This is a genomic window from Flavobacterium sp. GSB-24 (assembly GCF_027924665.1).
In the GTDB taxonomy this organism is placed as follows: domain Bacteria; phylum Bacteroidota; class Bacteroidia; order Flavobacteriales; family Flavobacteriaceae; genus Flavobacterium.
Genome location: NZ_AP027043.1, coordinates 107,698 through 121,979, shown reverse-complemented (window position 1 = coordinate 121,979; position 14,282 = coordinate 107,698). Strand labels below are relative to the sequence as shown.

General features: G+C 33.0%; 12 protein-coding genes. 4 read left to right on the top strand and 8 right to left on the bottom strand.

The window, feature by feature from the left end; translation table 11 throughout:
• Window positions 1–67: 67 nt before the first annotated feature.
• From rny to QMG60_RS00595, 3 genes are all read right to left on the bottom strand, one after another.
• Window positions 68–1,627, bottom strand: coding sequence for a ribonuclease Y (rny, locus tag QMG60_RS00605; protein ID WP_057117750.1), 1,560 nt, complete (start codon window positions 1,625–1,627; stop codon window positions 68–70).
• A 209-nt stretch (window positions 1,628–1,836) separates the two neighbouring features.
• The gene (locus tag QMG60_RS00600) at window positions 1,837–2,130 is read right to left on the bottom strand and encodes a cell division protein ZapA (RefSeq protein ID WP_057117751.1); all 294 of its coding nucleotides are present in this window, start codon (window positions 2,128–2,130) and stop codon (window positions 1,837–1,839) included.
• Window positions 2,131–2,135: 5 nt separating this feature from the next.
• Window positions 2,136–2,426: a hypothetical protein gene (locus QMG60_RS00595; protein WP_095952164.1), complete on the bottom strand. Its 291-nt coding sequence runs from the start codon at window positions 2,424–2,426 to the stop codon at window positions 2,136–2,138.
• Window positions 2,427–2,606: 180 nt separating this feature from the next.
• Here QMG60_RS00595 and QMG60_RS00590 point away from each other — a divergent pair, with 180 nt between their 5' ends.
• The 3 genes from QMG60_RS00590 (at window position 2,607) to QMG60_RS00580 (ending at window position 7,572) form a co-directional block, all read left to right on the top strand.
• The gene (locus tag QMG60_RS00590; protein WP_281866560.1) at window positions 2,607–4,286 is read left to right on the top strand and encodes a M23 family metallopeptidase; all 1,680 of its coding nucleotides are present in this window, start codon (window positions 2,607–2,609) and stop codon (window positions 4,284–4,286) included.
• A gap of 11 nt (window positions 4,287–4,297) precedes the next feature.
• The gene (locus tag QMG60_RS00585) at window positions 4,298–6,763 is read left to right on the top strand and encodes a carboxypeptidase-like regulatory domain-containing protein (protein ID WP_281866559.1); all 2,466 of its coding nucleotides are present in this window, start codon (window positions 4,298–4,300) and stop codon (window positions 6,761–6,763) included.
• Between the two features lie 89 nt (window positions 6,764–6,852).
• A complete protein-coding gene (locus QMG60_RS00580) occupies window positions 6,853–7,572 on the top strand; it encodes a hypothetical protein (RefSeq protein ID WP_057117755.1) in 720 nt (239 codons plus the stop codon).
• Between the two features lie 139 nt (window positions 7,573–7,711).
• Here QMG60_RS00580 and QMG60_RS00575 read toward each other — a convergent pair whose 3' ends face one another.
• From QMG60_RS00575 to QMG60_RS00555, 5 genes are all read right to left on the bottom strand, one after another.
• Window positions 7,712–8,413 carry a DUF2971 domain-containing protein gene (locus QMG60_RS00575; RefSeq protein ID WP_134142488.1) on the bottom strand — a complete coding sequence of 234 codons (702 nt, stop codon included), beginning with the start codon at window positions 8,411–8,413 and terminating at the stop codon, window positions 7,712–7,714.
• Window positions 8,414–8,538: 125 nt separating this feature from the next.
• Window positions 8,539–10,368: an ABC transporter ATP-binding protein gene (locus QMG60_RS00570; RefSeq protein WP_281866558.1), complete on the bottom strand. Its 1,830-nt coding sequence runs from the start codon at window positions 10,366–10,368 to the stop codon at window positions 8,539–8,541.
• A 75-nt stretch (window positions 10,369–10,443) separates the two neighbouring features.
• Window positions 10,444–12,171, bottom strand: a complete 1,728-nt coding sequence (locus tag QMG60_RS00565) for a phospho-sugar mutase (RefSeq protein ID WP_281866557.1) — start codon at window positions 12,169–12,171, stop codon at window positions 10,444–10,446.
• Between the two features lie 86 nt (window positions 12,172–12,257).
• Window positions 12,258–13,214 carry a glycosyltransferase family 2 protein gene (locus QMG60_RS00560; protein WP_057117759.1) on the bottom strand — a complete coding sequence of 319 codons (957 nt, stop codon included), beginning with the start codon at window positions 13,212–13,214 and terminating at the stop codon, window positions 12,258–12,260.
• A gap of 8 nt (window positions 13,215–13,222) precedes the next feature.
• Entirely contained in the window at window positions 13,223–13,753 is a 531-nt protein-coding gene (locus QMG60_RS00555) for a DUF4199 domain-containing protein (RefSeq protein WP_134142493.1), read from the bottom strand.
• A 251-nt stretch (window positions 13,754–14,004) separates the two neighbouring features.
• Between QMG60_RS00555 and QMG60_RS00550 the strand changes: the two genes are divergently transcribed.
• On the top strand, window positions 14,005–14,259 hold the full coding sequence (locus QMG60_RS00550) for a type B 50S ribosomal protein L31 (RefSeq protein WP_011921626.1): 255 nt from the start codon (window positions 14,005–14,007) through the stop codon (window positions 14,257–14,259).
• Window positions 14,260–14,282 lie beyond the last annotated feature (23 nt).

Sequence of the window (14,282 nt, the reverse complement as noted above, 5' to 3'; positions counted from 1 at the left end):
AATGATAAAAAAGAAAGGCTGTCGTAATCGACAGCCTTTCTTTTTTATATATAATCTTTCTTTTCTGTTATTTCGCAATATTTACAGCCCTAGTTTCTCTAATAACTGTAACTTTTACTTGGCCAGGATAAGTCATTTCTGTTTGGATTTTTTGTGAAATCTCGAAAGATAAGTTTGCCGCATTATCGTCTGAAACTTTTTCACTTTCTACAATTACACGAAGCTCTCTACCTGCTTGAATTGCATAAGCGTTTTTAACACCGCTGAATCCGTAAGCTACATCTTCAAGATCTTTCAAACGTTGGATGTAAGAATCTAATACCTGACGTCTTGCACCTGGTCTTGCTCCAGAAATAGCATCACAAACTTGGATAATCGGCGATAATAAAGATTTCATTTCGATCTCGTCGTGGTGAGCTCCAATCGCATTACATACTTCTTCTTTTTCACCATATTTTTCAGCCCACTGCATACCTAAAAGTGCGTGTGGTAAATCGCTTTCTGTATCTGGCACTTTTCCAATATCGTGTAGTAAACCTGCTCTTTTAGCTAGTTTTACATTCAATCCTAATTCTGCAGCCATGATACCGCAAAGTTTAGAAACCTCTCTCGAGTGTTGTAGTAAGTTTTGTCCGTAAGAAGAACGGTATTTCATTCTACCTACAACTTTGATTAATTCTGGGTGTAAACCGTGAATTCCTAAGTCGATTACTGTACGTTTTCCAACCTCAATAATTTCGTCGTCGATTTGTTTAGCAGTTTTAGCAACAACTTCTTCGATTCTCGCTGGGTGAATACGTCCGTCAGTTACTAATTTATGCAATGACAAACGAGCAATTTCTCTACGCACAGGATCGAAACAAGAAAGGATAATAGCTTCTGGTGTATCGTCAACAATGATTTCAACTCCAGTTGCAGCTTCAAGAGCTCTAATATTACGTCCTTCACGACCAATAATTCTACCTTTTACATCATCAGATTCGATATTGAAAACAGAAACGCAATTTTCAACTGCTTCTTCAGTTCCAACTCTTTGGATAGTATTGATGATAATTTTCTTAGCTTCTTGTTGTGCAGTAAGTTTAGCCTCTTCAATTGTTTCTTGAATATGAGACATTGCTTTAGTTTTAGCTTCAGCTTTTAAACCTTCAACTAATTGTTCTTTTGCTTCTTCAGCAGAAAGACCAGAAATTACTTCAAGCTGCTGTAATTGGCTTTTGTGAAGTTTATCTACTTCAGCTTGTTTTTTGTCTAAAATTTCAATTTTATTATTGTACTCAGCAGTTTTAGCTTCAAAGTCATCGTTTACTTTTTTAGCTTTAGAAAGTTCATTTGAAACTTGAGATTCTTTATCACGTACGCGTTTTTCTACTTCAGCAACTTTTTTATCTCTTGCTAAAATAACTTGTTCGTGTTCTGATTTTAATTCGATAAAGCGTTCTTTTGCCTGAAGAATTTTATCTTTTTTAATATTTTCAGCTTCTAAATTAGCGTCTTTTAAAATTGAAGCTGCTTCTTTTTTAGCGTTTTTAATTAGGTTTGAAATATTACTTTTCTCGATAATTTTAGCTATTGCGAATCCTGCTGCAATACCTACAATACCAATGATGATCGTTATGATGTCCATGTTTATTAGGGTTTATATATAAAAAAAGCCTACATTAATTGCTTGAATAAACTCGTAAAGACAAGTTTTGAGCTAACTCACTGTTCAAGTTTCCCGGTCAAAGCTGGGCATACTATAGTAGCGACGATTTGCTCATTCTAAATTGTTAGTGTTGAGTTTACCAATTGTGAACTAATGTAGGCAGTATCTTAGTTTCTTGTAAAGAACGTTTAATTTTCGAGATATTGATCTAAAAGCAGATTTAATTTTTTAATTCGCTCAATGGTTTCTTCTCCATCGATTGCGTTATCAATTTGTTTTTGTTCTACTTGCGATGCAAATTGCAATGCGCACATAGCTAGAACATCTTGTTTGTCACGAACTGCGTAATTTTCTTCGAACTGCTTAATCATAGCATCAATTTTTTTAGAAGCGCTTCTAAGGCCTTCTTCCTGAGCTGGTTCAACCGTTAACGGGTAAACGCGGTCGGCAATTGATATTTTTATTTTAAGCTTTCCGTCCATATTTACTAATCTGATAATTGCGCTATACAGTAATCGATTTCGCGAATTAATGAATTTATTTTAAGCTTTGTCTCTCTCTTGTTATTGTCGCTGCCAAGCAACGAATTGGCTATCTTAAGTGTTTCATTTTGCTTTTTCAAAGCTTCAATTTCTTCAGATTGTTTCTGGATAATTTGCGCAGCTTTGGCTAGTTCTAATCGTAGTGCTTGATTATTTTTCTCCAAACCTTTTGATTTTTCAAAAAGCTTTTCGACTTTATATTCAAGAGTATCAATTATTTCTGCAATTACACTCATTATACATCCTATTCATTACTTAATCCTACAAAGTTAGTATTCCTTTTTATTAATGCAATTTTTTATCGAATTTTTTACATTAAAAAGAGACAAATAAATGAAATTCAGTATATTGTGTTACAATGTTTGTTTTTTAGGTTTTTACCTGTTAATTTTTTATTTTAGCAAAAATATTTTTATATGAAATTATCTATACTTGCCCTTTTATCTTGTCATTTTCTATTTGCTCAAACACAATATCCTAAAGATTATTTTCGTGCCCCGCTCGATATTCCAATGCAGATTTCTGGGAATTTTGGGGAGTTAAGACCCAATCATTTTCATGCGGGTTTTGATTTAAAAACAAATCAAAGAGAAGGATTGAGTGTTCATGCAATTGCAGATGGTTATGTATCGAGAATTAAAATTTCGACTTTTGGAAACGGAAAATGCATTTACATTACACATCCAAACGGTTATACTTCTGTTTATGGTCATTTACAAACTCCTGTAGGTCCAATTTTGGATTATGTAAAAAATACACATTACAAAGAAAAAGCATATGAAATTGAAATGTTTCCAAAGCCAGATGAACTTCCTGTTACAAAAGGAGAAATAATTGGACTTTCTGGTAATACTGGCTCTTCAGAAGGACCACATCTTCATTTTGAAATTCGCGATACTAAAACGGAATTCGTAATCAATCCGATTTTCTTTGGCTTTGACCAAAATATAAAAGATTCTAAAAAGCCTACTTTGTCAAGTTTGTATGTTTATCCGCTGGATAATGCAACTGTTAATCAGTCTAAACAGCCTTTGTTGCTTAGCATGGCGCTGCAAAAAGATGGGACTTATCTGGCTTCAAAAGTAAAAGCAAACGGAAAAATTGGTTTCGGAATCAATGCAACAGATACTGATGATGTTTCATTTAATAAAAATGGTGTTTTTAATGTTTCAACTTTTTTAAACGGAAATCCGAATTACAATTATCAGTTTAATACGTATTCGTTTGATGAAATGCGTTATATCAATGCTTTTATCGATTATGCGAGGTATAAAAAAACAAGTCAGAGAGTTCAGAAGCTCTTTATGAAAACGCCTTTCGCTTTAAGCATAATTAAAACAGATTCGCAGTATGGAGTTATCACGCCAGAACCAAACTTGACTTCGAATTACAGAATTGAAGTTTCAGATTATTTCGGAAATTTAAATTCGATAACAGTGCCAATTGAATACGACACGGCAACACCGCTCGTGCAGGCAGAACCTGTTACAGGACCGTATTTTGTGCGATACAATAAAGATTCTAATTTCGAAAAAGATAATATGTCTGTGTTTATTCCTGCGGGAACTTTTTATGAGGATTTTAATATGAATTTCGATGTTAGAAATAATAAGATCTATATTCACGACGATACCGTTCCTGTTCATTCAAACTTTACGATTACAATAAAAGATGATTCTTATCCTGAAAATTTACGCGATAAACTTTACATAGGAAAAGGAAATAGTTATAATGGAACTATTAGAAAAGAAAATGTTTTTACAGCAAAAGCAAAAATATTGGGGCAGTATGGTTTAGTTCTGGACACAATTGCTCCAGTTGTAAAAATCACTAAACCAGTTGAAGGAAAATGGATTAGTGATCAGAAAAAAATTGAGTTTGTAATTAGCGATTCTTTATCTGGAATTAAGTCCTATAATGGTTATTTAAACGGAAGCTGGGTTTTGTTTGAATATGAAAATAAAAACAGAAAAATTACACATACTTTTGATGATCAATATTTGACAGAAGGCGAGAACTTTTTAAAAATAGAAGTTGTTGATAATGTAGGAAATACTACTATCTTTGAAACTCATTTTTTTAGAAGTCAAAAATAAAACCGTAATCTTTGAATAACTATAGGTTTATATTCGCTTTTCTTTTTTTATTCTTCAGCTGTATTTCATTAGCTCAAAATGCTTTTGTTAAAGGTGTAATTTTAGATACAGAAAAACATCCTGTTCCAAGCGTAAATATTTCTTGGCAGGGAAATTCAGTGCAATCAGATTCAAGTGGTTTTTTTGAAATCGCAATTCCTTCAAACAAAAAAGTTTCCTTGATATTTACCCACGTTTCTTTAAAGGCGATGAGTTTAACGGTTAGTTTAAAAACCAATGAAGTTTTTATTTTTAATCCGATAATGAATAATTCGCAGGAACAAATGGGAGAGGTTTTTGTTTCTTCGGGAAATAGAAAACGTGTTCAGGGAATTGCAACGATTGATACCGAAACCATAAAAAAAATTCCTGGTGCAAATGCAGGAATTGAAAATATTTTAAAAACGCTTCCAGGTGTCAATTCGAATAACGAATTAAGCACGCAGTACATGGTTCGAGGCGGGAATTATGATGAAAATCTGGTTTATGTAAACGAGGTCGAAGTCTATCGTCCGTTTTTAATTCGCTCGGGTCAGCAGGAAGGTTTAAGTTTTACGAATACAGATCTGGTTCAAAATGTTGATTTTTCTGCAGGCGGATTTCAGGCCAAATTTGGAGATAAATTATCGTCCGTTTTAGATATTACTTATAGAAAGCCAACACAGTTTGGCGCTTCTTTTGAAGCGAGTTTTCTTGGCGGAAGCGCTTCTGTAGATTTGGTGTCTAAAAACAAAAAATGGTCTGCAGTTACTGGAGTTCGTTACCGAAACAATAGTCTGCTCGTAAATAGTCAAGATACACAAACGAATTATACGCCAACTTTTGCAGATGTTCAGACGAATATTAATTATGATATTTCTGAAAAATGGCAGATGAGTTTTTTAGGGAATATTTCGCAGAATAAATATTTATATCAGCCATTAACCCGTGAAACAAAATTTGGTACCGTTGATCAGCCAATGGCGCTTGCTGTTTATTATGAAGGTCAGGAAAAAGACCAATATGATACTTATTTCGGTGCTTTAAAAACAACTTATAAAGTTTCTCCGTCGCTGACTTTAAAATTAATTGGATCTTTATTTCATACAACAGAAAAAGAACATTTTGATATTCTGGCCCAATACCGTTTAGGAAATGTAGATGCTGAAGATCCTGCAAATCCATCTGCTATTGATTTTACACGCGGAATTGGTTCGCAGTTAAATCATGCTCGTAACGATTTGGATGCGTTAATTGCAAATATCGAGTTGAAAGGTTCGAAAGACTGGAAAGATAGTCAATTGGAATTTGGTTTAAAATATACCAGAGAATCTATACGAGATAGAGTGGGAGAGTGGGAGATGATTGATTCAGCAGGGTTTTCTATAAATCCGCCTTTGGTAATTCTGCCAGAAAACAATCAGCCATACACTCCTTATACTGGTCCTCTTTTGCCGTATCAAGATATTCGTGCGACAAATTTTAATACAATCAGTCGCTTTTCTGGATATGCGCAATGGAATCAACAATCTGAAATTGGTTCCAGTAGAATTTGGTATCATTTAGGAGCGCGTTTTCAAAGCTGGAATGTTTCAGGAGCTGTAGAAGAAGGGAAAAACCAGAGTGTTATAAGTCCGCGCGCGCAATTTGCCATAAAACCAGATTGGGATCGGGATATGGTTTTCAGAATTTCTGGTGGATTGTATCATCAGCCGCCATTTTATCGAGAACTTCGCGATTTGGACGGCGTTGTGAATCCGAATGTGAAAGCTCAAGAAGCTGTTCATGTGGTTTTGGGGAATGATTATAATTTTAAGATGTGGAATCGACCTTTTAAATGGGTTACAGAAGTTTATTATAAATCGCTTTCTGATGTCAATGTGTATTCGATTGACAATGTTAGAATTCGATATGTGGCCAATAATAATGCGAAAGCATACGCGCAAGGTCTTGATTTTAGGTTGAATGGAGAATTCGTGCCGGGAACAGAATCTTGGGTAAGTTTCGGATACATGAAAACTGAAGAAAACTACGAAAACAAAGGTTATATCGCCCGCCCGACAGACCAGCGTTTAAAGTTTGCAATGTTGTTTCAGGATTATATGCCGAATATTCCAAGTGTAAAAGTATATCTGAATTTGGTTTACAATACGGGTCTGCCAGGCGGCGCGCCGTCATACACGGATCCTTATTTGTACCAAAACCGATTAAACGATTATAGAAGAGCGGATATTGGTTTTGCAAAAGTTTTCGTAGACAGCAGTACGCAGAATACTAAAACAAGCTGGCTGAAAAACTTCAAAGAATTAGCAGTAGGATTAGAAATTTTCAATCTCTTTAATAATCAAAATGCAATTACAAATACTTGGGTTCGTGATGTGTATTCTAAAAATCAATATGCGATTCCAAATTATATGACTTCTAGGGTTTTTAACGTTAAGATTAATGCGAGACTGTAAAGTCTTTTCTAATTTTTTAGTAAAATTCAATAAAAACCAAAATTACAATCAAAAATAGTATATTTGATAATCGAATATAATCCGCCTAGATGAAAAAGTATTTTAAATATATAGCCTTGGTAATCGTTGGAACAGTTATAAGCTGCCGCGAAGAAGTTAAAAAACCAAAAGTAAGTTACGACGTATCAAATAAGGTAAGTGTCACGAAAGCCGATTCTACGCAGGTAGAAGTTGCAGATCTGCCTATTCAAATGCAGGGGACGGATTATTTAATTCATCCAGTTGGAGATTTAAGAGTATATGAAAAAGGTTCTAAAGCAAGATTTGGTTCCTCAACTGTAAACGACGTTAGTTTTACTATTTCGAACTTAGGTGAATATGAAATCACGGGTTATTTGCAAAATTTGAAATTTCAAAAAGTAGATTCAGATTCTATTCGTCCTTTATCAGATAAACCAATTTTGATTTTAACTGCCACTTATTTAAAAACTGTTGCAGATAAAACCCATAATAATGTTATGGTTTACACGCTGACAGATTCAGATACAAACAAAGATGGAAAAATAGATACCAGCGATATTAAAACTTTATATTTAAGTGATATCAGCGGAGAAAACTTTACAAAAGTTTCTGCTGATCTTCAAGAGTTGGTAGATTGGAATTTAATTGAATCGAAAAACCGTTTGTATTTCAGAACTATTGAAGATACCAACCAAAACGGACAATTCGATAAAAATGATGTACTACATTATAATTATATAGATTTGACTTCTAAAAAATGGGAAGTTAAAAGTTATAAACCGATCTAAGTTGCTAAGGTTCTGAGGCGCTAAGATTCTAAGGTTTTATAAAAAGCCGTTTAAAAATTATTTCAATAATTTTTAAACGGCTTTTTTGTTCAGTAAGAAAAAAAACTTAGAATCTTAGCGCCTCAGAATCTTAGTACCTTCATATCAATATATCACTTTCCAAATCAGATTTTTCAATTTCAAAACCAAAATCTAGACGTTCGACCAATTCGATAACTAGTTTTTTATACCAGTTTTCAGATTTTGGATGAATGTATATTTTCTCAATTAGTTGATTGATGTCAACATTGATTTTTAATCCGTCGTTTAGTTTTATGTCGCTTTTTGAAGTATCAGTAATAATGCGGACTTCGCGTTCGTATTGAAAACTTTTTCGTTTAAATAAAAACGGAAAAAATAAATCATCAAACGGAATATATTCTTTTTTATAATCGATATAATTTACCTCGCCAATATATTGATCAAAGTTGTTCTCTGGTTTTAAAGCTTTTTGTAATCTTCCAATAGTAGACTGAATCGCTAAACCTTCGCTGTTTTGTGTAAAAATCTGCCACATGGCAAACGATTCATATTCATTAATATGCCAGCTGCTTATAGCAACTTGTTCTCGTTGTGTTTTGTAGTATTTTAAAAAGTCAGGATTGTTTATTGCAAGCTTTTTAATCTCTTCGTAAGTAGGCTCGCTGAAAGTGCCTTCGTATTGATCTTCAAATTTGTCTGAACGAGACATAAATAATTTCTTAGAAAGTAATAAGTCTAAGAACTTAGATAAGTCAAGATATTTCCAAACTATAGTGTCAGGATCTTCAGGAAGTGTAATGTTCGGATGGTTAAGATACATTTTATGGAGATTAAAATTTATTCTTTAACTCACCTAAAGTTATAAAAATAAACACAGATTAAAGAAATTAAACTGAGTTTTAATATTTCCTTAATCTGTGTAGATTATTTAATTGTATGTGTGTCTTAAGATTCGAAAGATTGCATGGTTACCAATTTGTTGTAAGTTCCATTTTTTGCAATTAGTTCTTCGTGAGTTCCTTGTTCTACAATTCTTCCTTTTTGCATCACCACAATTATATCTGCTTTTTGAATTGTCGAAAGTCTGTGGGCAATTACAATAGAAGTTCTATTCTGCATCATGTTTTCGAGTGCAACTTGAACAAATTTTTCGCTTTCTGTGTCCAATGCAGATGTTGCTTCATCCAGAATCATAATTGGTGGATTTTTCAATACTGCTCTCGCAATAGATAAACGCTGTTTTTGGCCGCCAGAAAGCTTGTTTCCGCTGTCGCCAATATTGGTGTAAATGCCAGCTGGCAGATCTTTTACAAATTCGTATGCGTTTGCGATTTTCAAAGCTTCAATGATTTCGTCGTCAGTTGCATCTAATTTTCCTAATGCAATGTTGGCTTTTATCGTGTCATTAAATAAAATGCTGTCTTGAGTTACCAAGCCCATTAAACCGCGAAGAGACTTCAGGTTCATATCTTTAATATTAATTCCGTCAATAGAAATTGATCCGTCATTAACATCGTAAAAACGAGTTAACAAATTGGCGATAGTACTTTTTCCGCTTCCAGATTGTCCAACAAGAGCAACAGTTTGTCCTTTTTTAATTTGAAGAGAAAAGTCTTTTAAAACGGTTTCATCTTCATATTTAAAGTTGATATTTTGAACAGATATAGTATCGTCAAAAGTTGTTTTTTCGATTGCGTCTGTTTTGCTTGTAATAGGATTTTCCTGATCTAAAATCTCTAAAACACGCTCTGCTGCTGCGTTTCCTTTTTTTACTCCATAAGAAGCTTTAGAAATTGCTTTTGCAGGAGTTAGAATATTATAAGCTAATCCCATATAGGCAATAAACGAAGGGCCGTCAAGAGTTTTGTCTATTAAAACCATTTGACCTCCATACCAAAGTAAAATGGCAATTACGGTAATTCCCATAAATTCACTTGCAGGAGAAGCTAAATTTTGACGGTTTCCAATACTATTAGATAATTTAAAAAATCGTTCTGTTGAGTTTTGAAAAACGTTATTGAAATATTCTTCAGAGTTATATCCTTTTACAACTTTTAGTCCGCCAATAGTTTCTTCAATTGTCGATAAAAAAGCACCTTGTTCTTGTTGTGCTTTACCGGATTGTTTCTTTAATTGTTTTCCAATTAATGAAATAATATAACCAGATACTGGAATAAATATAAATACAAACAGAGTAAGTTTCGCACTAATAATTAACATTGTAATTATAGTGAAGATGATAGTTAAAGGTTCTTTTACTATAAGTTCTAGAATTGCCAAAAATGAAGTTTGTACTTCGTTTACATCAGCAGAAATTCTTGAAATCACATCTCCTTTTCTTTTTTCTGAATAAAAGGCCAAAGGCAGTTCTAATGTCTTTTTGTACAAAGCATTTCGCATGTCTCTTAAAACACCATTTCTTAAAAAGTTAATGAAAAACATAGCTAAATAATCGGCTAAGTTTTTAAGTAAAAAGATAGAAATAATAATTGCCACCATTACGGATAAAATATATCCAGCTTCATGAGTTCCTTTTGTTGTGGTGATATAGTAACTTAAATAGTCTTGACCGTAATCCTGAATTTTTAAGATTCCCTGATAGACTGGTTTTGTATAATTTTGTTTTGTTTTGTCGAATAAAACCTGAAGCATCGGAATTAAAGCGACAAAAGAAAGGGTGCTAAAAAGCGCATACAAAATATTAAAAAAGATATTTAAGAATGCGTATTTTTTATACGGATATATAAAAGGAACTATTTTTTTGAAATTACTCATTTTGGTGTTTTTTACCATTAAAACCCGATAGCTTAATAAGCTATCGGGTTTTTGAAAAGTGTATTTGTATTTTTATTATTTCAATTGCATATCTGCAATGATATTCTGTATTTTTTGATCTAAGAAACTTTCGGCAGCATCAAAATCTTGAACAGATTCTAATTCGGCATTTACGCTGATGTAGAATTTAATTTTTGGTTCTGTTCCGCTTGGTCTTGCACAAATTTTAGAACCGTCTTCTGTATAATAAATTAATACATTCGATTTCGGCATATCCATCGTAGATTCTTCATTAGTCAACAAATTCAATGCAGTAGATGATTGATAATCTTCAACCATAATCACACGCTGACCATTGATTTCTTTCAAAGGATTTTTACGTAAATCAATCATCATCTGATTAATTTCTTGTAACCCTTCCATTCCCTTTTTAGTCAATGAAACTAAGTATTCTTTGTAAAAACCATTTTCAACATAAAGTTGTAAAAGTTCTTTGTAAACAGAGCTTCCGGCAGCTTTTGCTTGTGCGGCAACTTCGCATATTAATAACGTTGCAGCAACTGCATCTTTATCTCTAACCGCATCGCCAACCATAAATCCGAAACTTTCTTCACCACCACCGATAAATTCAAGTTCAGGGAAATCTTTGATCATTTTTGCGATCCATTTAAATCCTGTTAAACCAACTTTGCATTCAACACCATAACTTGTAGCCAATTCCATAATCATTGGAGTGGAAACGATTGTTGAACCAACGAATTGTTTTCCGTTTATTTTGCCTGCTTTTTTCCATTGTTTCAAAAGGAAAGAAGTCATTAAAACCATAGTTTGGTTTCCGTTAAGCAAAATCATTTTACCATCATTATTTCTAACGGCAACACCCAGACGGTCACAATCAGGATCTGTTCCTACAACAATATCAGAATTTGTTTTATCTGCCAAAGCCAAAGCCATTGTTAAAGCTTCTGGTTCTTCTGGGTTTGGTGATTTTACAGTTGGGAAATCTCCGTCTGGAACTGCCTGTTCAGGTACAATATGAACATTTTTGTAGCCAGCCTGAGATAAAGTATCTGGAATTGATTTTATTGAAGTTCCGTGTAATGAAGTAAAAACAATATGAAGATTGTCCTTAGCTTCTGCAGGAGTATTAAAACTTGCGTTTTCGATAGATGACTTAATAAATGCTTTATCAATATCAGTATCAATATACTGGATCAAGCTTTCGTTTGCGTTGAATTTAATTTTGTCGTAATCTAGATTTTCGATTACATTAATAATTGCTGCATCTTGTGGAGGTACAATTTGTCCGCCATCCTGCCAATACACTTTATATCCGTTATATTCTGGCGGATTGTGAGAAGCTGTAAGAACGATTCCGCATTGACACCCTAGGTATTTAAGTGCAAAAGATAATTCTGGAGTTGGTCTTAAGTCAGAAAACAAATAAACGTGAATTCCGTTTGCAGAGAAAACATCTGCAACCACTTTTGCCAAAGTATTACTGTTATGACGGCAGTCGTAAGCAATAACAACTTTTAGAGGTTCGTTTGGAAAAACTTCGTGTAAATAATCAGATAAACCCTGAGTATTTTTTCCAAGCGTATATTTGTTAATTCTGTTGTTTCCAACGCCCATAACGCCACGCATACCTCCAGTTCCAAATTCTAAGTTTTTATAAAAACTTTCTTCAAGTTCTTTTGGTGAAGTAGTCATTAATTCTTTAACAGCAGCTTGTGTTTCTTGATCGAATGTTGGTGTCAGCCATTCATTTACAGCATTTAAAATATTAGGTGCTATATTCATGTAAATTTTCTTTTATGTTTTAAATAAAGGTAGTTTTTCTTCAAAAATTAATTTGACTCAAAAAGATTTTTTTTTCCTGATTTGTGTCAAAAATTTACTTCACGTGCTACTTTATATCTTTCTTCGTTGTTTTTGGTTCTTAAAATAATTTCACCTAAAAATCCAGCTAAGAAAAGCTGAGTTCCTAAAATCATTGTAGTCAAAGCAATGTAGAACCACGGATTATTTGTAACCAAAGTATATTTCATTCCGTTATACATATGGTATAGTTTTGAAACGCCTATATATCCAGCAGACAAAAATCCGATTATAAACATTATTGATCCCATTGCGCCAAATAAGTGCATTGGTCTTTTTCCAAAACGCGATAAAAACCAAATCGTAATCAAATCAAGAAATCCGTTAATAAAACGTTCCATTCCAAATTTGGTCTCCCCATATTTTCTAGCTTGGTGAATTACCACTTTTTCGCCAATTTTTCCGAAACCGGCATTTTTAGCCAATACAGGAATATAACGGTGCATTTCGCCAGAAACTTCAATGTTTTTGACAACAACATTTTTATATGCTTTTAATCCGCAGTTAAAATCGTTTAACTCAACACCAGAAGTTTTTCTGGCAGCCCAGTTAAATAATTTTGAAGGAAGATTTTTTGCTACAACAGAATCGTAACGTTTCTTTTTCCAGCCTGAAACCAAATCGTATTTCTGAGCTGTAATCATTTCGTACAATTCAGGAATTTCATCTGGACTGTCTTGCAGGTCGGCATCCATTGTAATAATAACGTCACCTTTTGCTTTGGCAAAACCAGCATGTAAAGCCTGCGATTTTCCAAAGTTTTTCATGAAACGAATGCCTTTTACATTCGGATTTTCATTAGAAAAACCTTCAATTATCTGCCAAGAATTATCTGTACTACCATCATCTACAAAAATGATTTCATAAGAGTAATTGTTAGATTGCATCACTTTAATGATCCAAGTATAAAGTTCTTTAAGTGATTCCTCCTCGTTTAGAAGCGGTATAAGTATAGATAAATTCATTTATATTTTTATTCTTGTGTAGTTTTGCTTTTAAAAAATGCAGCGAAAATCAATCCAAAAATGGCACTGATAACAATTGCAAAAACAGATCCTTTTGCTAGTTCTATAGTAGAGTACGGACTACTTTCTTTCATTTTAGCAACTGCTTCGTTAATACCTGAAGCTGGAGCACCAAATTTCTGCATCATATTTACAGTGTATTTGATCATAATTTCGCTTAAAGTGTCTTTAGCTCCTGGATCAATTACGTTAAATAGAATAATATTAAAAGTTGTAGAAATCAAAATACCGATTACTGCAGCTATAAAATAAGTGGTAAAAGCATCTTTGAAAGTAAAAACGCCATTTAATTCCTTCTTTGTTTTAGAAAGCAAAATAATACTTATTGTAAGACTTATTGCTATTCCAATTATACCCATCCACCAAGCTGTAAAGAGGTTTAAATCAACAGCATATATCGTTGCAGTAACCAAAGCAGATGCAATACCAATCATTACACCATAAGTAATACCGTTCTTTTTTATAACTTCATTAATCATATTTCTATATGTTTTAAAATTAATCCACAAATATAGTAATTCCCACTATAATCGGAGATAAAAAAAGCTTTTCGAAATAAACTAAAAAAAAGTGGGCTAAGTATTTGTTTATTAAAAAAGAATTGTAAATTTGCACACTCAAAAATAATTAAAAGTTTTTAAACAAAAAGAGTATCATTTGTTTACACCTTTTTCTAACCATGAAAAAGCTTCAAAATAAAAATACTCCAAACAATAAATAAAAGATAAAGATGAAAAAAGGAATTCACCCAGAAAATTACAGATTAGTTGCATTTAAAGACATGTCAAATGATGACGTTTTTATCACTAAATCTACTGCAGATACAAAAGAAACAATTGAAGTTGACGGAGTTGAGTATCCAGTTGTAAAAATGGAGATTTCTAGAACATCTCACCCTTTTTATACTGGTAAATCTAAACTTATCGATACTGCAGGACGTATTGATAAATTCAAAACTAAATACGCTAAACACGCTAAAAAATAATAGCTGTTTTACATTATACAAAA

What these genes read in the sequence shown, in the direction of transcription:
- QMG60_RS00565 (WP_281866557.1), bottom strand. Translation starts at nt 12,171, where the DNA reads ATGAATATAGCACCTAATATTTTAAATGCTGTAAATGAATGGCTGACA.
- QMG60_RS00570 (WP_281866558.1), bottom strand. Translation starts at nt 10,368, where the DNA reads ATGAGTAATTTCAAAAAAATAGTTCCTTTTATATATCCGTATAAAAAA.
- QMG60_RS00550 (WP_011921626.1), top strand. Translation starts at nt 14,005, where the DNA reads ATGAAAAAAGGAATTCACCCAGAAAATTACAGATTAGTTGCATTTAAA.
- QMG60_RS00600 (WP_057117751.1), bottom strand. Translation starts at nt 2,130, where the DNA reads ATGGACGGAAAGCTTAAAATAAAAATATCAATTGCCGACCGCGTTTAC.
- QMG60_RS00560 (WP_057117759.1), bottom strand. Translation starts at nt 13,214, where the DNA reads ATGAATTTATCTATACTTATACCGCTTCTAAACGAGGAGGAATCACTT.
- rny (WP_057117750.1), bottom strand. Translation starts at nt 1,627, where the DNA reads ATGGACATCATAACGATCATCATTGGTATTGTAGGTATTGCAGCAGGA.
- QMG60_RS00575 (WP_134142488.1), bottom strand. Translation starts at nt 8,413, where the DNA reads ATGTATCTTAACCATCCGAACATTACACTTCCTGAAGATCCTGACACT.
- QMG60_RS00580 (WP_057117755.1), top strand. Translation starts at nt 6,853, where the DNA reads ATGAAAAAGTATTTTAAATATATAGCCTTGGTAATCGTTGGAACAGTT.
- QMG60_RS00595 (WP_095952164.1), bottom strand. Translation starts at nt 2,426, where the DNA reads ATGAGTGTAATTGCAGAAATAATTGATACTCTTGAATATAAAGTCGAA.
- QMG60_RS00555 (WP_134142493.1), bottom strand. Translation starts at nt 13,753, where the DNA reads ATGATTAATGAAGTTATAAAAAAGAACGGTATTACTTATGGTGTAATG.
- QMG60_RS00590 (WP_281866560.1), top strand. Translation starts at nt 2,607, where the DNA reads ATGAAATTATCTATACTTGCCCTTTTATCTTGTCATTTTCTATTTGCT.